Origin of the sequence: Amycolatopsis sp. NBC_00345 (genome assembly GCF_036116635.1) — a bacterium.
Classification (GTDB): domain Bacteria; phylum Actinomycetota; class Actinomycetes; order Mycobacteriales; family Pseudonocardiaceae; genus Amycolatopsis.
The window spans coordinates 4050461-4072107 of sequence record NZ_CP107995.1 but is presented as its reverse complement, the minus strand read 5'-3'; the positions used below and the strand labels follow the sequence as shown (position 1 = coordinate 4072107).

Below are 21647 nucleotides of genomic sequence, written 5' to 3'. Positions count from 1 at the left end.
CCCGCCGGATTTCTGCGAGTCTGGCGCCGTGTTCACGAGAGTATGGGCGGCCGCGGCCGCCACCGGCTCGATCCTCGTCCTCACCGCCGGCGCCGCGAGCGCCGTCCCGGGACCGGGTTCGGACGGGCTCGGCGACCCCCTCTACCCGCAGGACGGCAACGGCGGCTACCGCGTCGGCCACTACGACGTCGCGATCGGCTACGACCCGGCGAAGCCGGACTTCCTGACCGGCGACACCACCGTCACCGCCGTGGCCACGCAGGACCTGAGCCGCTTCGACCTCGACCTCGACGGCTTCACCGTGCAGGGCGTGACGGTGGACGGCGCGCCCGCCGCGTTCACCCGCACCGGCGAGCACGAACTCGTGATCACACCGGGGAAACCGCTCCCGCACGGCCGGCACTTCACCGTGCGCGTGCGGTATTCCGGCACACCGGGGTTCTTCTGGATGACCGCGGACGCCAAGGGCGCGGTGCACGCGTTCGGCGAGCCGCACTCCGCGTCGAGCTGGTACCCGGTGAACGACCACCCGTCGGACAAGGCGACGTTCCACCTCGCCGTGACTCTGCCGGACCGGCCGGGCTGGAACGTGGTCGGCAACGGCGTGCCGTCGCCGCCCGTGGTGCGGGACGGGAAGAAGACGTTCGGGTGGACGGAGAACCAGCCCGTGGCGTCGTACCTCACCGGCGTCGTGATCGACCAGATGACCGTCTACACCAAGAAACTCGCGAGTGGCACGCAGGTCGTCGACGCCTACACGGCCGGCGCGGAGTCCGCGAAGCCGCTGGAGGACCGGCTGCCCGAGGTGATGGACTTCCTCACCGCGCGCTACGGCCCGTACCCGTTCTCCTCGATCGGCGGGATCTTCTACCCCGGCGAGGAGGGCGGCGGCTTCGAGCTGCAGGACCGGCCGGTGTACCCCGGCGGGGTCGCGCCCGCGCAGTTCACCACCATCGTGCACGAGGTCGCGCACCAGTGGTTCGGCGACAGCGTTTCGGTGGCGCACTGGTCGGACATCTGCCTGAAGGAGTGCTTCGCGACGTACACGGAATGGCTGTGGCGGGATGCGAAAGAGGGCCACGACCTCGACGCCGACTACCGCGCCGCCGTCACCGCGAGCCAGTCGGACCCGGACTTCTGGAAGACGCCGCTGGCCGACCCGGGCGAGTCCTTCTACGGCGGCTCGTACACCGTCGGGCCGTTGATGCTGCACGCGTTGCGGCGCACGGTCGGCGACGCGGTGTTCTTCCGGACGCTGCGCGACTGGACTTCGTCCCACCGCCACGGCAACGCGTCGTGGGCGGACTTCGAGCACCTCGCGGCGCAGGAGTACGGGCACGACCTCGGCGGCTTCTTCCAGGCGTGGGCGCACAGCTCCGTGATCCCGCCCGCCCCATACCTCTACCCCGGATCGTTGAAGGAGAAGCAGTGAACCCGTTGTGGCACAAGGTCGCGGCGCTGGCGCTGGTCGCCGGCAGCACGGCCGCCCTCGGTATGGCGCCACCGCCCGCGATCGGCTCGGACGGCGTCGGCGACCCGTACTTCCCGCAGGACGGCAACGGCGGCTACGACGTCTCGCGCTACGACGTGAAGGTCTCCTACGACCCCGCGAAGCCGGATTCGTTCGCCGGCGACACGACGGTGCACGCGTCGGCGAAGCAGGACCTCGACCGGTTCAACCTCGACCTGGAGGGCTTCACCGTCAGCTCGGTGACGGTGAACGGGGTGCCGGCGCGAGCGGTCGCGCGGTCGGGCGCGCACGAGCTGGTGATCACGCCGGCGTCGCGCGTCCGGCGGGGGAGCACCTTCGCGGTACGCGTCGTCTACTCCGGCCGGCCGATGGGCGCGAGCTGGCACAAGCTGCAGGGCGGCGGCGTCGACGTGACCGGCGAGCCGCACTCGGCCACCGCGTGGTTCCCGCTGAACGACCACCCGTCGGACAAGGCCGCGCTGCACCTGGAGGCGACGGTGCCGGCCGAGTGGACGGTGATCGGCAACGGGCTGCCGGGGCCGACGTCGGAGCGCGGCGGGCTGAAGACGTTCCGGTGGAACGAGGATCACCCGATCGTCTCCTACGCCACGACGATGGCGATCGACAAGTTCACCGTGCACACGTCGAAGCTGGCGGACGGCACGCCGGTGATCAACGCGTACGGGCAGAACACGACCTACCTGCCGGACTCCGAGGCGCTGGTGCCGAAGATCATGGACTTCCTGGCCAAGACGTTCGGCCCGTACCCGTTCGACTCGACCGGGTCGATCGTCGTGGCGCCGGAGGCGACCGAGGGCAGCCTCGCGCTGGAGACGCAGACCCGCCCGACCTACGACGGCGCGTTCTTCGACGCCTCCGCCGTGCACGAGCTGGCCCACCAGTGGTTCGGCGACTCGGTGTCCTTTTCGGACTGGCGCGACGGCTGCCTCGCCGAGTGCTTCGCCCAGTACACCGGCCAGCTCTGGGACGAGGCCGAGAACGGCGCCGACCTCGACGCCTCCTACCGCGACATCGTCGCCCAGCACGTCGGCGAAGCGGCGTACTGGGCGGTGCCGCTGTACGACCCGGGCAAGGACCGCCCGCTGGACTACGCCCTGTACGACCGCGGCTCGCTCATGCTCCACGCGCTGCGCCGCACCATGGGCGACGGCAAGTTCTTCGGCCTGCTCCACCACTGGACCGCCGCGCACCGCGACGGCAACGCCTCCTGGACCGACTTCGAGCGCCTCGCCGCCCACGACGCCGGGCAGGACCTGTCGGGGTTCTTCCAGGCGTGGGCGCACAGCACGGTGATGCCGCCGGAGCCGTACCTGCACCCGGGGCCGCTGAAGGACTCGTGAGTGCTTATGCCGGTTCTAACCGTCATAGCCACTCACGAGTCCTTCAGCCGCAGGACTGGACCACTCGAACGGGTGAACTGCCGGGCCACGCGTCATTCCGGTCCCGCGCCGCCCTCTGTGGTGGTGTGGCGGTAACCGGCCGGCACGCCCCCCGACTGGCCGGTTACCGCTTTCGTTTGCTCGGCATTCGGGTGCCGCCCGGAGGGGCGATTGGCGCGCCACCGCACCGCCCGAGAGACTGGACCGGTGCAGAGCCCCGCCGCCGACGAGGCACCCGAGAACGCCGTCCCGCCCGAGCTGGCCGAGCTGGCCGCCGCCTATGGCGTGGCCACCCGCTACGAGAACTCCGACCAGGTCGAGGTCCAGGTCGAGGCCGAAGTCGTCGTCGCGGTGCTCGCGCAGTTCGACGTCGACGCCGGCACCCCCGAGGCCGTCGCAGCGGCGCTCGCCACGGTCCGCGAAAACGAAAACAGCACCGCCCTGCCGCCGACGCTCGTCGTCCGCGAGGGGCAAGAACGGGACCTCGGCCGGGCCGCCACGGTCGAGCTGGAGGACGGCACCACCCGCGACGTCGGCACCACGCTGCCCGCCGGCCTGCCGCTGGGCTGGCACCACGTCGTCACCGCCGACCAGCGGGTACCGCTCGCCGTCGTCCCGGCGAAGCTGCCCGACGTGCCGCCCGCGTGGGGCTGGATGCTGCAGCTCTACTCGCTGCACTCCGGCGATTCGTGGGGGATGGGCGATTTCGGCGACCTCAAGACGGTCGCCGGGCGTTCGGCCGCCGAGCTGGACGCCGGGGTGCTGCTGGTCAACCCGGTGCAGGCGTTCAGCCCGGCGCACCCGGTCGAGCGCTCGCCGTACTCGCCGTCCAGCCGCCGCTTCGCCAACCCGATCTACCTGCGCGTCACCGCGACCGAGGCCTTCGCGAACGCCGACGAGGACACCCGCGCCAAGGTGCTCGCCCTCGCGCCCGGCGGCACGGGCGACCTGATCGACTACGACGCCGTCTGGACGGCCAAGCGCGGCGCCCTCGAACTGCTCCGCCCGCACCACCCGCGCCCGGTCGAGCTGGACGGCGACCTGCGGGACTTCGCGACGTTCGGCGCGCTCGCCGAGGTCCACGGCGCCGACTGGCGTGAGTGGCCGGAGCCGCTGCGCGACCCGTCCGGCCCCGAGGTCGCCGCGGCCCGCGCGGAGCTGGCCGGGCGCGTCGAGTTCCACGGCTGGCTGCAGCAGCTCTGCCACGAGCAGCTCGACGACGTCCGCCGTACCGCGCGTGAGGCCGGGATGCCGGTCGGTGTGGTGCACGACCTGCCGGTCGGCGTCCATCCCGGCGGCGCGGACACCTGGGCGCTGCGGGACGTCTTCGCCGCGAAGGTCCGCGTCGGCGCGCCGCCGGACGCGTTCAACCAGCAGGGCCAGGACTGGAACCTGCCGCCGTGGCGCCCGGACCGGCTGGCCGAGGCCGGGTACGCGCCGTTCCGCGACGTCGTGCGCGGGGTGCTGCAGCACGCCGACGGCATCCGCGTCGACCACATCGCCGGGCTCTGGCGGCTGTGGTGGATCCCGCCCGGCGAGCCCGCCGGCCGCGGCACGTATGTGCACTACGACGCCGAGGCGATGCTCGGCGTGCTCGCGCTGGAGGCGCACCGGGCCGGCGCCGTCGTGGTGGGCGAGGACCTGGGCACGGTGGAGGACGTCGTCACCGAGACCATGCACGCGCGCGGCCTGCTCAGCTCCGCCGTGCTGTGGTTCCAGCGCGACTGGGACGCGCCCGGCCAGCCGTTCGTCCGCCCGGCGGAGTGGGACCCCGAGGCGATGGCGAGCATCTCCACCCACGACCTGCCCACGGTCTCCGGCTGGCTGGCGGCCGAGCACGTGCGGGTGCGCGCCGAGCTGGGCCTGCTCGACCGGCCGGTGGCCGAGGAGTACGCCGGGGCCGCGGCCGAGCGCGCCGCGCTGCTGGACCTCGTTGCGCGGGAAGGGATCCCGGACGGCGACCTGGTCGTGGCGCTGCACACGCTGCTGGCCTCGGCGGCGTCGCGGCTGGTCCTGACCTCGCCCGCGGACGTGGTCGGGCAGCGGCGGCAGCCGAACCTGCCCGGCACCGTCGACCAGTACCCTAACTGGCGGATTCCCTTGCCCGTCACCGTCGACGGGTTCTTCGCCGATCCCCGTGTGCACGCGGCCGTCGCCCCGTTGAAGGCCGCCCGGCCGCTGCCATAGCGGATCGTGGTTCGAGACCCGCCCCGGTGGGTAGATCAGTCCTCCGTCGGAACCGAAGCACCAAGGAGAGCCCCGTGCGGCCCTGGCCAGGAACGCCCTACCCCCTCGGCGCCACCTACGACGGGGTGGGGACGAACTTCGCGTTGTTCTCGGAGGTGGCCGAGCACGTCGACCTGTGCCTGTTCGACGACGACGGCACGGAGACGCGGGCCCGCCTGGAAGAGGTGGACGGCTTCGTCCACCACGGCTACCTGCTCGGCATCGGCCCCGGCCAGCGGTACGGGTTCCGCGTGCACGGCCCGTACGACCCGGAGCGCGGCCTGCGCTGCAACCCGACCAAGCTGCTGATCGACCCGTACGCCAAGGCGCTTTCGCGGGGCGTCGACTGGACCGAGGCGCTGTTCGGCTACCGCTTCGACGACCCGGAGCAGCGCAACGACGACGACTCCGCGGGCCACGTGCCGTACTCGCTGGTGGTCAGCCCGTTCTTCGACTGGGCCAGCGACCGCGCGCCGCGCACGCCGTACCACGAGACGGTGATCTACGAGGCGCACGTCAAGGGCATGACGATGACGCACCCGTTCGTGCCGGAACGGCTGCGCGGCACGTACGCGGGGCTGGCGCACCCGGCCGTGGTGGAGCACCTGAAGAAGCTGGGCGTCACGGCGGTCGAGCTGATGCCGGTGCACCAGTTCGTCACCGACCACGGGCTGGACCAGAAGGGCCTGCGCAACTACTGGGGCTACAACACCATCGGCTACTTCGCGCCACACGACGGCTACGCGGCGATGCCCGGGCAGGGCGGCCAGGTGCAGGAGTTCAAGGGCATGGTCCGCGCGCTGCACGAAGCGGGCATCGAGGTGATCCTCGACGTCGTCTACAACCACACCGCCGAGGGCAACCACCTGGGCCCGACGCTGTCCATGCGCGGCATCGACAACGAGGCCTACTACCGGCTCGTCGAGGACGACCCGCAGTACTACATGGACTACACCGGCACCGGGAACTCGCTGAACGTGCGCAACCCGCACACGCTGCAGCTGATCATGGACTCGCTGCGCTACTGGGTCACCGAGATGCACGTGGACGGCTTCCGGTTCGACCTCGCCTCCGCGCTGGCGCGCGAGTTCTACGACGTCGACCGGCTGTCCACGTTCTTCGACCTGGTGCAGCAGGACCCGATCGTGAGCCAGGTGAAGCTGATCGCGGAGCCGTGGGACGTCGGCCCCGGCGGGTACCAGGTGGGCAACTTCCCGCCGTTGTGGACGGAGTGGAACGGGCAGTTCCGCGACACCGTGCGCGACTTCTGGCGCGGCGAGCAGGCCACCCTCGGCGAGTTCGCCTCGCGCATCACCGGCTCTTCGGACCTGTACCAGGACGACGGCCGCCGCCCGTTCGCGTCGATCAACTTCGTCACCGCGCACGACGGCTTCACGCTCAACGACCTGGTGTCCTACAACGACAAGCACAACGAGGCGAACGGCGAGGGCAACCGCGACGGCGCCGACGACAACCGCTCGTGGAACTGCGGGGTCGAGGGCCCGACCGACGACCCGGAGGTGCTCGCGCTGCGGGCCCGCCAGCGCCGCAACCTGCTCGCCACCAACCTGCTCTCGCAGGGCGTGCCGATGCTGCTGCACGGTGACGAGTTCGGCCGCACCCAGGAGGGCAACAACAACGCCTACTGCCAGGACACCGAACTGTCCTGGATGGACTGGGAGCTGGCGTCCGCCAACTCCGACCTGGTCGAGTTCACCGCCGGGCTGACCGCGTTCCGCCGCCGGCACCCGGTGTTCCGGCGCCGCCGGTTCTTCCAGGGCAAGCCGATCCGCAAGGGCGAGGAGCTGGGCGACATCGCCTGGTTCACCCCGGCCGGCGAGGAGATGACCGAGCAGAACTGGGACGACGGCTTCGGCAAGTCCGTGGTCATCTTCCTCAACGGCGAGGGCATCCCGGACCTCGACCCGCGCGGCATGCGCGTGGTCGACGACTCGTTCCTGCTGGCGTTCAACGCGCACTACGAGGACATCGCGATGACCTTGCCGGGCAACGGCTACGGCCGCGAGTGGACCGTGGTCGTGGACACCGCGACCGGCCAGGTCGAGCACACCGACGGCGAGCTGGTGCCCGGCGGCGGCAAGCTGAACCTGGCCGCGCGCTCGCTGGTCGTGCTCCAGCGGACCGCGGGGGAGGACGACGCGTGACCAAGCCTTCCTCGACCTATCGGGTGCAGCTGCGGCCGGAGTTCACCTTCGGCGACGCCGCCGAATTGGTCGATTACTTACGCGAGCTCGGCGTCGGCGCGCTCTACACGTCGCCGGTGCTCGACGCGACCCCCGGCTCCACCCACGGCTACGACGTGGTCGACCCGACGCGCGCGCGGCCCGAGCTGGGCGGCGAAGAGGGCAGGAAGGCGTTGTCGGCGCGGCTCAAGGACGCCGGGCTCGGGCTGGTCGTCGACATCGTGCCGAACCACATGGCCGTCGAGGTGCCGAAGGCCGACGCGTGGTGGTGGGACGTGCTGCGGCACGGCCGTGACTCCGCCTACGCCGGGTACTTCGACATCGACTGGAGCCGCGCCCGCCTGCTGCTGCCGGTCCTCGGTGACGATGACGCTGTCTCGGAGCTGGCCGTCGAGGGTGACGAGCTGGTGTATTACGACCACCGGTTCCCGATCGCGCCCGGCACCGGCGGCGGCAGCCCGCGGGAGGTACACGACCGCCAGCACTACGAGCTGGTGGGCTGGCGCCGCGGCAACGCGGAGCTGAACTACCGGCGGTTCTTCGACATCACGAACCTCGCGGCGGTCAGCGTCGAGAAGCCCGAGGTGTTCGCCGAGACCCACGGCGAGGTGCTGCGCTGGGTGGCCGACGGTGACGTCCAGGGGCTGCGCGTGGATCACCCGGACGGCCTCGCCGACCCCGGCGGCTACATGAAACGCCTGCGCGAGGGCGCGCCGGACGCGTGGCTCGTGGTCGAGAAGATCCTGCACCCCGGCGAAGCGCTGCCGCAGAGCTGGCCGGTGGACGGCACCACGGGCTACGACGCGCTGCGGGAGATCGCGGGGGTGTTCGTCGACCCGGCCGCCGCCCCCGCGTTCACGCGGCTGGCCGCCGAGCTGGGCGGCCGGACGGATTTCCACGCCGTCGAGGAGCAGGCCCGCCGCCTGGTCACCGACCGGATCCTGGTCGCCGAGGTGCGCCGGATCGCCGCGCTGCTGACCGGACGCCCTGAAGGCCACCTTGAGGGCACTTACGTCCCTGAAGGTGGCCTTCAGGGCAGCGACGGACCGTCAGCGGGGGTGGAGCCCGAGGCCGCGCGGGCCGCGGTGGCCGAGGTGATGATCGCGTTCCCGGTCTACCGCTCGTACCTGCCCGAGGGCGGTGAGAACTGGGCCGCCGCACTCGAACTGGCGCGGACCCGGCGGCCGGACCTCGGCGCGGCGCTCGACGCGCTGGACACGCAGGTGCGCGGCGAGCCCGAAGGCGGGCTGGCCACGCGGATCCAGCAGACGTCGGGCATGGTCGTGGCCAAGGGCACCGAGGACACCACCTTCTACCGGTTCACCCGGTTCGCCGCGCTGAACGAGGTCGGCGGCAACCCGGACCGGTTCGGCCTCGGCGTGGCGGACTTCCACGGGCTGGCGGAGAACCGCGCCGCGGCGTACCCGGCGACGATGACCACGCTGACCACCCACGACACCAAGCGTTCCGAGGACACCCGGGCCCGGCTCGCCGTGCTGTCGGAGGTGCCCGGCGAGTTCGCCGCCGCGGTCCGGCGGTGGACCGCGCGCCGGCCGATCGACGAGCCCGCGCTGAACCTGCTGGCCTGGCAGACGCTCGTCGGGGCGTGGCCGATCAGCGCGGAGCGGCTGGCCGGCTACCTCGACAAGGCGGCCAAGGAGTCGAAGCTCCGCACCACCTGGACCGACCACGACGAGCCGTTCGAACGGGCCGTCGCCGCGTGGCCGGGGCAGGTGCTGGGCGACGCCGAGCTGGCCGCCGACGTCGAGGCGTTCGTCGGCCGCGTGCGCGGGCCGGGCTGGGTGAACTCGCTCGGCCAGAAGCTGGTGCAGCTGGCCGGCCCCGGCATCCCGGACGTCTACCAGGGCACCGAGCTGTGGGACCGGTCGCTGGTGGACCCGGACAACCGGCGTGAGGTGGACTACGCCGTACGCCGCGAGATCCTCGGTCGCGTGCTGGCCGGTGAGCTGCCGGAGGTCGACGAGACCGGCGCGGCCAAGCTGCTCGTGGTGCAGAAGACGCTGACGCTGCGGCGCGAGCGGCCGGAGCTGTTCACCGGCTACCGGCCGCTGCACGCCGAGGGCGCCGCCGCGGACCACCTCCTGGCGTTCCAGCGCGGCGAGGACCTGGCCGTGGCCGTCACCCGGCTGCCGGTCGGGCTGGCGCGCGACGGCGGCTGGCGCGACACCGTGCTGCCGCTGACCGAGGGCGTCTGGACCGATGCGCTCACCGGCCACACGGTCGGTGAGCGGCCGGCCGCGGCGCCGCTGTTCGACCGCTACCCGGTGGCTTTGCTGGTACGAGGGGATTCCTGATGTTCACGGTGTGGGCGCCCGACGCCGAGCGGGTGCGGGTGCGGGTTGACGGCGCCGACCACGAGATGACGGCCGGCACCGGCGGCTGGTGGCACGCCGACGTCACCGGCACCGACTACGCGTTCCTGCTCGGCGACGACGAAAAGCCCGACCAAAAGCCACTGCCGGACCCGCGCTCACTGCGCCAGCCCCACGGCGTGCACGAGGCCTCCCGCGTTTACGACCACTCGGCGTTCGCGTGGACCGACGGCGGGTGGACCGGACGGCAGCTGCCCGGCGGCGTCGTCTACGAGCTGCATCTGGGCACGTTCACCGAGGGCGGCACGTTCGACTCGGCCATCGAGCGGCTCGATTACCTCGCCGACCTCGGCATCACGCACGTCGAACTGCTGCCGGTGAACTCCTTCGACGGCACCGCGGGCTGGGGTTACGACGGCGTGCTGTGGGGCGCGGTGCACGAGCCCTACGGCGGGCCGGACGGGCTGAAGCGCTTCGTCGACGCGTGCCACGCGCGCGGGCTGGCCGTGCTGCTCGACGTCGTCTATAACCACCTCGGCCCGTCCGGCGCGTACCTCGACCGGTTCGGGCCGTACTTCGCCGGGGCCACCGACTGGGGCGCCGGGCTGAACCTCGACGGGCCGGGCTCCGACGAGGTGCGCCGGTACGTGCTCGACAACGCGCTCGGCTGGCTGCGCGACTTCCATGCCGACGGCCTGCGGCTCGACGCCGTGCACGCGCTGGTCGACAAGCGCGCGGTGCACCTGCTGGAGGAGCTGGCGGCCGAGGTCGAGGAGCTGTCCGCGGCGCTGCGGCGGCCGCTCACGCTGATCGCGGAGTCCGACCAGAACGACCCGAAGCTCGTCACGACGCGCGACGGCGGGGGCTACGGGCTGGGCGCGCAGTGGTCCGACGACCTGCACCACGCGCTGCACGTCCGGCTCACCGGCGAGGCCAGCGGGTACTACACCGACTTCGCCGCGCCGGGCGCGCTCGCCAAGACGCTGCGCGAGGCGTTCTTCCACGCCGGCACCTGGTCCTCGTTCCGCGGGCGGACGCACGGCCGCCCCCTCGACACACACAAGGTGCCGGGCCACCGGTTCCTCGCCTACCTGCAGAACCACGACCAGATCGGCAACCGCGCGACCGGCGACCGGCTCGCGGCCACCGTCTCGCCGGGCAAGCTCGCCTGCGGCGCGGCGGTGGTGTTCTGCTCGCCGTACACACCGATGGTGTTCATGGGCGAGGAGTGGGCCGCGAGCACGCCGTGGCAGTTCTTCGCCTCGTTCCCGGACCCGGAGCTGGCCGAGGCGGTGCGCACGGGACGGCGGCGCGAGTTCGGCCGGCACGGCTGGGGCGAGGCCGACGTGCCCGACCCGATGGACCCGGCCACGGTCGCCCGCTCCCGGCTCGACTGGGCCGAACCGGCGCAGGACGGCCACCGCGAGATGCTCGAGCTGTACCAGGCGCTGATCCGGTTGCGCCGGGAGCGCCCGGAGCTGGCCGACCCCCGGCTGGCCGGGCTCGTGGTGCAGGCCGCGCCGGACGAGTCGTGGCTCGTGCTGCACCGCGGCGCGCTGCGGCTGGCGTGCAATTTCGGCGCCGAGGAGGTCACCGTCCCGCTGGGCGGTACAGCCGGCGAGGTGCTGCTGAGCTGGGGCACGCCCGGGCCCGACCTCGCGGGCGGGGCCACCGTGCACCTGCCGGGGGAGTCGTTCGCGCTGGTCACCACCGGTCCGTGAGGGCGGCCCGGGCCAGGGGCCACCCCTGACCCGGACCCGCTCAGGTCCCACCGGGCCCCGGTCTTTGCAAGGATCGGGGCATGGCCACGCGACCCGCATCCGACACCCAGGTCCTCGCCGGACGACCGTTCCCGCTCGGAGCCCACCCCGAGGCCGGCGGCGTGCGCTTCGCCGTCACCTCCGCCGTGGCCGACGCGGTGGAGGTCTGCCTGATCGCCGACGACGGCTCCGAGCGCCGCATCGAGCTCACCGAGCGCACCTTCGGCGTGTGGCACGGCCTGGTCCCCGGCGTCACCCCCGGGCAGCGGTACGGCTACCGCGTGCACGGCCCGTACGACCCGTCGCGCGGGCTGCGCTGCAACCCGGCGAAGCTGCTCGTGGACCCGTACGCCTACCGCGTCACCGGACGGCTGACGAACCTGCACGCCGCGCAGGGCTTCGTCGGCGACCCGGCCCGCGGTCCGGCGTCCACTGTGGACTCACTGGGCAGCGTGCCGCTCTCGGTGGTGATGTCGCCGGGCGGGCCGGACACCGGCGCCAAGCCGGAGGTGCCGTTCGAGGAGTCGGTGATCTACGAGGTGCACGTGAAGGGGTTCACGGAGCAGCACCCGTTCATCCCGGAGGCGCTGCGCGGCACCTACCTCGGCCTCGCGCACCCGGTGTCGATCGAGCACCTGGCCCGGCTCGGCGTCACCACGGTCGAGCTGATGCCGGTGCACGCGTTCGCCGACGAGCCGTCGCTGATCCGCGCGGGCCGGCACAACTACTGGGGCTACTCGCCGCTCGGCTACTTCGCCCCGCACCCGCGCTACGCGAGCGAGCCGGGCCGTGAGGTCGAGGAGTTCCGCACCATGGTGGCGGCGCTGCACGCGGCCAACATCGAGGTGATCGTCGACGTCGTGTTCAACCACACCTGCGAGGGCGGGCCGGACGGGCCGACGCTGTCGCTGCGCGGGCTCGACGCCCCGGCGTACTACCTGCACACCAAGCGCGGGCACATGGCCGACATCACCGGCTGCGGCAACACCCTCGACGCGGGCTCGCCCACCGTCGTCCGGCTGGTCACCGACTCGCTGCGGTACTGGACGCAGGAGCTGGGCGTGGACGGCTTCCGCTTCGACCTGGCCAGCACGCTGGGCCGCCCGCGCGGCGGCATGTTCGACCGCGACTCGACCATGCTCACGGCCATCACCACCGACCCGGTGCTCTCGGGCTGCAAGCTCATCGCCGAGCCGTGGGACGCGACGGGGGAGGGCTACCGCGTCGGCGACTTCGGCGCGCAGTGGGCCGAGTGGAACGGCCGCTACCGCGACACCGTGCGTGACTTCTGGCGCGGCGTCACCGGCGTCCGCGACCTAGCCTTCCGGCTTTCCGGGTCGTCGGACCTCTACGACCACAACCTGCGCCGGCCGTGGCAGTCGGTCAACTTCGTCACCGCCCACGACGGCTTCACACTGCGGGACCTGGTGTCCTACAACGACAAGCACAACGAGGACAACGGCGAGGACAACCGCGACGGCACCAACGACAACCGGTCCTGGAACCACGGCGTCGAGGGCGAGACCGAAGACGCGGCCGTGCTCGCGCTGCGCACCCGCCAGGCCCGCAACCTGCTCGCCACGCTGCTGCTGTCCACCGGCACGCCGATGCTCACCGCGGGCGACGAGATGTGGCGCACCCAGGGCGGCAACAACAACGCCTACTGCCTCGACGACGAGACGTCCTGGCTCGACTGGACGCCGTCGGCGGCGTCGGAGCCGATGCTCGCCTTCACCCGGCGGCTGGTGCGCATCCGGGCCGAGAGCCCCGCGCTGCGCCAGCCGGAGTTCTTCGAGGGCCGGACCACCGTCACCGGCAAGCCGGACCTGGTGTGGTTCCGGCCGGACGGCGAAGAGTTCGACGAGGCCGACTGGTTCGACGAGGACCGCCGTTCGCTCTGCCTGTGGATCGACGGCTCCAACAGCCAGGCCCGCAACCGAGAGGGTGCGCTGGTCACCGACCACTCGTGGCTGCTGGTCTTGCACGCCGGCGACGAGCCGCTCGACGTCGTGCTGCCCAGCCGCGAGTACGGCGAGACCTACAAGCCGACCCTCGACACCAGCACCGCCGACGGCACCCCCGCCCACCCCGGCGTGCTGGAGCCGAAGGGCCGGATCACCGTCGAGGCCCGTTCACTGCTCCTGCTGCGCGCTCCCCGCGACATCGTGGAAGGCCCGCAAACGCCGTGACGGTGCCGCTCGTTCCCGCCCGCGCGTCCGTCTCCCGTCCCCCGCCCCCCGTCCGCTCGCCTGTCCGGTGGGTCGCCTCAAGCACCCCAATGTGGCGTTGGTTGCGTTGAACGCACCGAACGCCACATTGGGTGCGTTCAACGCAACCAATGTGGCATTGGGGCGCTTCCCGCAATGCGGCGGAGAGGCGGCGGAGAGCGGCGGAGGGCGGCGGAGGTGTGGCAGTGAAGTTTCGGCCGCCGGTGCGGGCGCGAAACACAAAAGTCGCGTGATGTTCACGGTTTCGCCGCGGCGGGTCCCGGCGCGGCGAAACCCGTAACGTGAAAGAACTTCGGCCGTACGGAGTGGTTTCCCCCGTCCGGGTGGCGGGTATCTTCGGGAAAGGCCCCGCTGTCAAGGGCTTTGATCGAATCAGGCAGACTGACCGTGCTCGCGTCCGCACAGTACGAATACGGTTAAAAGGGGCGTTGCCATGACCGGCCGGCTCGGTATCGACGAGGTCACCCCCACCGTGAGCTGTGGCCGGTATCCGGCCAAAGCCGTTGTGGGAGAACACTTCCCGGTATCCGCGACGGTATGGCGCGAGGGCCACGACGCGGTTTCCGCCACGGTCGCGTGGCGTGGGCCGGGCGACCGGGTCTCGCGCCAGACCCGAATGGTGGAACAGGGCACCGGGCTCGACCGGTTCGCCGCCGTGGTGGTGCCCGACGCCGAGGGCATGTGGACCTACCGCGTCGACGCGTGGAGCGATCCCTGGGCGACGTGGGAGCACGCCGTGGAGGTCAAGATCGCGGCCGGGCAGGGGCCCGGCGAGCTGGAGAACGACCTCGAGAACGGCGCCCGCCTGCTCGACCGCGTTTCCCGCCGCCCCGACCGCCGGGCCGAGCGCGGCCTGCTGGCCGGCGCCGCGGCGGCGCTGCGCGACGACGAGCGAGACCTGGCCGGGCGCGTCGGCCCCGCGCTGTCGCCGGAGATCCGCCGGCTCATGCACGAGTTCCCGGTGCGCGAGCTGATCACCAAGGGCAAGCCGCTCAAGCTGTGGGTCGACCGCAAGCGCGCCGCGTTCGGCTCCTGGTACGAGCTGTTCCCGCGCTCCACCGGCGGTGTCGACGAACACGGCCAGGCGGTGCACGGCACCTTCGCCACCGCCGCCCAGGCACTCGACCGGGTCGCGGGCATGGGCTTCGACGTCGTCTACCTGCCGCCGGTCCACCCGATCGGGCGAGTGAACCGCAAGGGCCCCAACAACACCCTCGGCGCCGGGCCGGAGGACGTCGGCTCACCGTGGGCGATCGGCGCCGACGAGGGCGGGCACGACGCGATCCACCCGGAGCTGGGCACGATGGAGGACTTCGACGAGTTCACCGCGCGTGCCGAGGGCCTCGGCCTGGAGGTCGCGCTCGACCTCGCGCTGCAGGCCGCGCCCGACCACCCGTGGGTGCTCAAGCACCCCGAGTTCTTCACCACCCGGCCGGACGGCTCGATCGCGTACGCCGAGAACCCGCCGAAGAAGTACCAGGACATCTTCCCGGTCAACTTCGACAACGACCCGCGCGGCATCTACGACGAGGTGCTGCGGCTCGTGCTGCACTGGGTGTCGCACGGGGTGCGCATCTTCCGGGTCGACAACCCGCACACCAAGCCGCCGGACTTCTGGGCCTGGCTGATCCAGTCGGTCAAGGACGCGCACCCGGACGTGCTGTTCCTGGCCGAGGCGTTCACCCGGCCGGCCCGGCTGTGGGGGCTGGCCAAGCTCGGCTTCACCCAGAGCTACACCTACTTCACCTGGCGCACGACCAAGGAAGAGCTGGTCGAATTCGGCGTCGACCTGGTGGAGCACTGGGACTACGGCCGGCCCAACCTGTTCGTCAACACCCCGGACATCCTGCACGAGTCGCTGCAGCACGGCGGTCCCGGCATGTTCGCACTGCGCGCCGCGCTCGCCGCCACGCTGGCGCCGACCTGGGGCGTGTACTCCGGCTACGAGCTGTTCGAGCACGAGCCGGTGCGCCCGGGCAGCGAGGAGTACCTCGACTCGGAGAAGTACCAGCTGCGCCCGCGCGACTTCGCCAAGGCACTGGCGGAGGGCCGTTCGCTCGAACCGTGGATCACCAAGCTGAACGCGATCCGGCACGCGCACCCGGCGCTGCACGGCATGCGGTCGCTGCGGTTCCACCACATCGACAACGGCGCGCTGCTCGCTTACTCCAAACAGGACCCGGCCACCGGCGACACCGTGGTGACGGTGGTGAACCTCGACCCGCACGGCGCCCAGGAGGGCACCCTCTGGCTCGACCTCGAAGCACTCGGGTTCGAGTGGCACGAGCGGCTGATCGCGCACGACGAGGTCACCGGGGAGACCTGGGACTGGGGTCAGGCGAACTTCGTCCGGCTTGAACCGTGGCGCGCGGTCGCCCACGTGGTCGCCGTCCGGCGAAGGCTCGCGCTCTAACTAACAACAGCGGATCTACCAACCACCCTGCGGCGGCGGCATGCGGCAGGGACGATCGAACGTACCCAGCGAACGCGGGACGAGGTGGAGTTCATGGACGAGGGTGACCGGCCCGACGCGGCTCTGGGACTGGACGGCGTGCCCCACACCGGGGAGGCGATGGACGCCGACGGCATGCTGGTCGAACCGCAGGCGGGCGACTTCGAGTCCGCCGAGCAGGCGCCCAGCAACCCGCACTGGTTCAAGGGCGCGGTGTTCTACGAGGTGCTCGTCCGCGCGTTCAGCGACTCGAACGGCGACGGCACCGGCGACCTGCGCGGCCTGGCCGGCCGGCTCGACTACCTCGAGTGGCTCGGCGTGGACTGCCTCTGGCTGCCGCCGTTCTACGCCTCGCCGCTGCGCGACGGCGGGTACGACATCAGCGACTGGCGCGCCGTGCTGCCGGAGTTCGGCAGCGTGGACGACTTCGTGCACCTGCTGACCGAGGCGCACAAACGCGGCATCCGCGTGATCACCGACCTGGTGCTGAACCACACCTCCGAGGCGCACCCGTGGTTCCAGCAGTCCCGTTCGGACCCGGACGGCCCGTACGGCGACTACTACGTGTGGAGCGACGACGACTCCCGCTACGCCGACGCGCGCATCATCTTCGTCGACACCGAGACCTCGAACTGGACCTACGACCCGGTGCGCGGCCAGTTCTACTGGCACCGCTTCTTCTCCCACCAGCCCGACCTGAACTACGAAAACGCGAACGTCCAGGATGCGATGCTGGACGTGCTGCGGTTCTGGCTCGACCTCGGCATCGACGGGTTCCGCCTGGACGCCGTGCCCTACCTGTTCGAGCAGGAGGGCACCAACTGCGAGAACCTGCCGCGCACGCACGAGTTCCTCAAGCGCTGCCGCAAGGTGGTCGACGACGAGTACCCGGGCCGGATCCTGCTGGCGGAGGCGAACCAGTGGCCGTCGGACGTGGTCGAGTACTTCGGCGACCCGGCGGTCGGCGGGGACGAGTGCCACATGGCGTTCCACTTCCCGCTGATGCCGCGCATCTTCATGGCCGTGCGGCGCGAGTCGCGGTTCCCGATCTCGGAGATCCTGCTGCAGACCCCGCAGATCCCGAGCGGCACGCAGTGGGGCATCTTCCTGCGCAACCACGACGAGCTGACGCTCGAAATGGTCACCGACGAAGAGCGCGACTACATGTACTCCGAGTACGCCAAGGACCCGCGGATGAAGGCCAACATCGGCATCCGCCGGCGCCTGGCGCCGCTGCTGGACAACGACCGCAACCAGCAGGAGCTCTTCACCGCGATGCTGCTGTCCCTGCCGGGCTCGCCCGTTCTGTACTACGGTGACGAGATCGGCATGGGAGACAACATCTGGCTCGGCGACCGCGACGCGGTCCGCACCCCCATGCAGTGGACCCCGGACCGCAACGCCGGCTTCTCCGCCTGCGACCCCGGCCGGATCTACCTGCCGGTGATCATGGACCCGGTCTACGGCTACCAGGCGCTGAACGTCGAGGCGCAGTCGAACAACGCGTCGTCCCTGCTGAACTGGACCCGGCGGATGATCGAGGTGCGCAAGCAGCACCACGCGTTCGCCGAGGGCGACTTCGTGGACCTCGGCGGGTCGAACCCGAGCGTGCTCGCCTACAAGCGCCAGTGGCGGCGCCCGGACGGGCGCGAGGACGTGGTGCTGTGCGTGAACAACCTGTCGCGCTTCCCGCAGCCGGTGGAGCTGGACCTCGCCGCGCACCGCGGCGGCGTGCCGGTGGAGCTGACCGGCGGGGTCCGCTTCCCCGGCATCGGCGAGCTGCCGTACCTGCTCACGCTGCCCGGCCACGGGTTCTACTGGTTCCAGCTCCTCGAGCCGGAAGACGAAGGCGAGATGAGGTGAGTCCCTTGACCGAACCCGGTCACCTGGTCGACGAGCTGGTCACCGAGCTCCCGGGGTGGTTGCCGTCCCAGCGGTGGTTCGCGGGCAAGGACCGGCCGGTGACCGCGGTGCGGCCGCTCGGGGTCACGGTCCTGCTCGACGGTGACCCGCAGCTGCTGCACGTCGTCGTCGAGGTGATCCAGGGGGACCGTCAGGAGCCGTACCAGCTGCTGGTCGGCCGTCGTTCGCACCCGCCGGAGATCGCGTCGGCGTCCTGGATCGGCGCCGACGGCGGGCTGAACTTCTACGAGGCGAGCGGCGACGCGGACCTCACCGCCGTGCTGCTGGACAAGATCGTCGCCGAGGAGAGCGCCGGATCGCTCGTCTTCGAGCACGAGCCCGGCGCGCAGCTGTCCGGCGGCCTGCGGGGCCGGCCGATCACCTCGGAGCAGAGCAACACCTCGCTCGTCTACGGCGGGCAGTACATCCTCAAGCTGTTCCGCAAGCTCAGCCCCGGCACCAACAAGGACCTGCTGCTGCACCGCGCGCTGCAGGCGGCGGGCTGCGAGCACATCGCCGAGGTGGTCGGCTCGATCACCGGCGAGCTGGCGGGCGAGCCCACCACCATCGGCATGCTGCAGGTGTTCCTCTCCGACGCCGTGGACGGCTGGGCGATGGCCACCACCAGCGTGCGCGACCTGATGGCGGAGCCGGAACTGCGCCCGGAGGAGCTGGGCGGCGACTTCGCCGGTGAGGCCGAGCGGCTGGGCACGGCCGTGGCGAAGGTGCACGCGGACCTGGCGTCGGCGCTGGGCACCGAGCCGGTGGACGACGACGAGCTGGACCGCACCGTGAAGGCGATGGCCGACCGGCTGGACGAGGTCGCCCGCGACGTGCCGGAGCTGGCCGAGCACGTGCCGGAGCTGCGCGCGGCGTTCGACACCGTGCGCGAGCTGCCGCCGGGCGCCACGCCGATCTCGATGCAGTACATCCACGGCGACCTGCACCTCGGCCAGGTGCTGCGCACCGTCGGCGGCTGGCTGCTGCTCGACTTCGAGGGCGAGCCGGCCGCGCCGGTGGCGGAGCGGCACGCGCTGCGCTCGCCGTTGCGCGACGTCGCGGGCATGCTGCGCTCGTTCGACTACGCGGCCCAGCAACTGCTCGTCGGCCAGCCGGACGACCCGGCGCTGACCGAGCGGGCACTGGAGTGGGCGCGCCGCAACCGCGCCGCCTTCTGCGAGGGATACGCCCGGGGCGCCGCCGCGCCGATCGGCGACCCGCGCGAGCACGGGGAGCTGCTCCGTGCGTTCGAACTCGACAAAGCGGTGTACGAGGTCGCCTACGAGCACGCGAACCGGCCGGACTGGCTGGCCGTCCCGCTCGCGGCGATCGCCCGCATCACGCACGGAGGTGAGTGACCAGTGACCACGGCTCCCCGGGACCTGCCCGATGCCGCCCCGTCGCCGCAGGACATCGACAACCTGCTCGCCGGGTCCCACCACGACCCGCACTCGGTGCTCGGCGTGCACTCGGACGGCAAGCGTTTCTTCGCGCGCGTCCTGCACCCCGGCGCGAAGGCCGTCACGGTGCTGGCGGGCGGAGCCCGGTTCCCGCTGGAGCGGGTGGCCGACGCGCTGTTCGCGGCCCCGCTGCCCGAGCACCCCGGCGACTACCGGATCGAGGTGGACTACGACGGGCACACCGTCGTCACCGACGACCCGTACCGCTGGCTGCCCACCGTCGGCGAGCTCGACCAGCACCTGATCGGCGAGGGCCGGCACGAGCGGCTGTGGGACGTGCTCGGCGCGCACGTCCGGGCCTACGACACCCCGAACGGCACCGTCGAGGGCGTGTCCTTCGCGGTGTGGGCGCCGACCGCGCGCGGGGTGCGGGTGATCGGCGACTTCAACGCCTGGGAGGGCCGCGGGCACCCGATGCGCTCGCTCGGCTCGTCGGGCGTGTGGGAGCTGTTCATCCCCGGCGTGGCGGTCGGCAGCTGTTACAAGTTCCGGATCCTCGGCGCGGACGGGCACTGGCACGAGAAGGCCGACCCGATGGCGTTCGCCACCGAGGTCCCGCCCGCCACCGCGTCCAAGGTGACGCAGTCCGAGTACACCTGGGCCGACGAGGAGTGGGCCGCGCGCCGCGAGGCGACGAACTGGGCCGACGCGCCGATGAGCGTCTACGAGGTGCACCTCGGCTCGTGGCGGCCCGGCCTCGGCTACCGCGAGCTGGCCGACCAGCTGGCCGAGTACGTCGAGGAAACCGGCTTCACGCACGTGGAGCTCCTGCCGGTGGCCGAGCACCCGTTCGGCGGCTCGTGGGGCTACCAGGTCACCTCCTACTACGCGCCGACCTCGCGCTTCGGCGACCCGGACGACTTCCGCTACCTGGTGGACCACCTGCACCAGCGCGGCATCGGCGTGCTCGTGGACTGGGTGCCGGCGCACTTCCCGCGTGACATCTGGGCGCTGGCGCGGTTCGACGGCAGCCCGCTCTACGAGCACGAGGACCCGCGCCGCGGCGAGCAGCCGGACTGGGGCACGCTCGTGTTCAACTTCGGCCGCAACGAGGTGCGCAACTTCCTGGTGGCCAACGCGCTGTTCTGGCTGGAGGAATTCCACCTCGACGGCCTGCGCGTGGACGCCGTCGCGTCGATGCTCTACCTCGACTACTCGCGCAAGGAGGGGGAGTGGCTGCCGAACGAGTACGGCGGCCGCGAAAACCTCGACGCGGTGCGGTTCCTGCAGGAGCTGAACGCCACTGTCTACAAGCGACACCCGGGCGTGGTGATGGTGGCCGAGGAGTCGACCGCCTGGCCGGGCGTCACGCGCCCGACGCACCTGGGCGGCCTCGGCTTCGGCTTCAAGTGGAACATGGGCTGGATGCACGACACGCTGCGCTACCTCGGGCACGAGCCGGTGCACCGCGCGTTCCACCACAACGAGATGACGTTCTCGCTCGTGTACGCCTGGAGTGAGAACTTCGTGCTGCCCCTTTCACACGACGAAGTGGTGCACGGCAAGGGTTCGCTGTGGGAGCGGATGCCGGGCGACGACTGGAACAAGGCGGCCGGGCTGCGCTCGCTGCTGGCGTTCATGTGGGCGCACCCCGGCAAGCAGCTGCTGTTCATGGGCGGCGAGTTCGGCCAGCCGCGGGAGTGGTCGGAGTCGAGCTCGCTCGACTGGCACCTGCTGGACGCGCCGCTGCATCGCGGCGTGCGCGACCTGATGCGCACCCTCAACGGGGTCTACCGCGACACCCCCGCGCTGTTCAGCGGCGACGTGCGGCCTGAGGGCTTCCAGTGGATCGACGCGAACGACTCGGGCGGCAACGTGCTGAGCTTCCTGCGCATCGGCTCCGACGGCTCGCGCCTGGCCTGCGTCGCCAACTTCGCCGGGGTGCCGCACCACGACTACCGCGTCGGCCTGCCCGCGGCGGGCCGCTGGACCGAGCTGCTGAACACCGACGCGGAGGCCTACGGCGGCTCCGGCGTCGGCAACCTCGGCTCGGTCGAGGCGGTCGAGGAACCGTGGCACGGCCAGCCCGCGTCGGCCGTGCTGCAGCTCCCGCCGAGCGGCGTGCTGTGGCTGACGGAGGAATCCGGGCCGGCCGCCTTGCCCGAGTAGGACGCCGTTAAGGCCTCCTTACCCGCGTGGGACGCGGGTAAGGAGGCCTTAACGGACTTTGCCGGGGCGGGGCCGCGGGGGGCTGCCGCCGGGTGGATCGGG

General features: G+C 71.7%; 11 protein-coding genes. All 11 read left to right on the top strand.

Annotated elements, in window-relative coordinates:
- The first annotated feature begins 28 nt into the window (after positions 1–28).
- Positions 29–1432, top strand: a complete 1404-nt coding sequence (locus OG943_RS17865; RefSeq protein ID WP_328610911.1) for a M1 family metallopeptidase — start codon at positions 29–31, stop codon at positions 1430–1432.
- Positions 1429–2832, top strand: coding sequence for a M1 family metallopeptidase (locus tag OG943_RS17860; RefSeq protein ID WP_328610910.1), 1404 nt, complete (start codon positions 1429–1431; stop codon positions 2830–2832). The genes OG943_RS17865 and OG943_RS17860 overlap by 4 nt, the downstream gene beginning before the upstream one ends.
- Positions 2833–3078: 246 nt before the next feature.
- A complete protein-coding gene (gene malQ / locus OG943_RS17855; RefSeq protein ID WP_328610909.1) occupies positions 3079–5058 on the top strand; it encodes a 4-alpha-glucanotransferase in 1980 nt (659 codons plus the stop codon).
- Positions 5059–5132: 74 nt separating this feature from the next.
- Positions 5133–7262: a glycogen debranching protein GlgX gene (glgX, locus tag OG943_RS17850; RefSeq protein WP_328610908.1), complete on the top strand. Its 2130-nt coding sequence runs from the start codon at positions 5133–5135 to the stop codon at positions 7260–7262.
- A complete protein-coding gene (gene treY / locus OG943_RS17845) occupies positions 7259–9616 on the top strand; it encodes a malto-oligosyltrehalose synthase (RefSeq protein ID WP_328610907.1) in 2358 nt (785 codons plus the stop codon). The genes glgX (OG943_RS17850) and treY overlap by 4 nt, the downstream gene beginning before the upstream one ends.
- Positions 9613–11355, top strand: a complete 1743-nt coding sequence (treZ, locus tag OG943_RS17840) for a malto-oligosyltrehalose trehalohydrolase (protein ID WP_328612088.1) — start codon at positions 9613–9615, stop codon at positions 11353–11355. The genes treY and treZ overlap by 4 nt, the downstream gene beginning before the upstream one ends.
- 80 nt (positions 11356–11435) lie before the next feature.
- Positions 11436–13583, top strand: a complete 2148-nt coding sequence (gene glgX / locus OG943_RS17835; protein WP_328610906.1) for a glycogen debranching protein GlgX — start codon at positions 11436–11438, stop codon at positions 13581–13583.
- 472 nt (positions 13584–14055) lie between these two features.
- Positions 14056–16035: a maltotransferase domain-containing protein gene (locus OG943_RS17830; RefSeq protein ID WP_328610905.1), complete on the top strand. Its 1980-nt coding sequence runs from the start codon at positions 14056–14058 to the stop codon at positions 16033–16035.
- Positions 16036–16128: 93 nt separating this feature from the next.
- A complete protein-coding gene (gene treS, locus OG943_RS17825) occupies positions 16129–17937 on the top strand; it encodes a maltose alpha-D-glucosyltransferase (protein WP_328610904.1) in 1809 nt (602 codons plus the stop codon).
- A gap of 5 nt (positions 17938–17942) precedes the next feature.
- Complete coding sequence (locus tag OG943_RS17820; protein WP_328610903.1) at positions 17943–19334, top strand: maltokinase N-terminal cap-like domain-containing protein; 1392 nt, start codon at positions 17943–17945, stop codon at positions 19332–19334.
- A gap of 3 nt (positions 19335–19337) precedes the next feature.
- A complete protein-coding gene (glgB, locus tag OG943_RS17815) occupies positions 19338–21545 on the top strand; it encodes a 1,4-alpha-glucan branching protein GlgB (protein ID WP_328610902.1) in 2208 nt (735 codons plus the stop codon).
- Positions 21546–21647 lie beyond the last annotated feature (102 nt).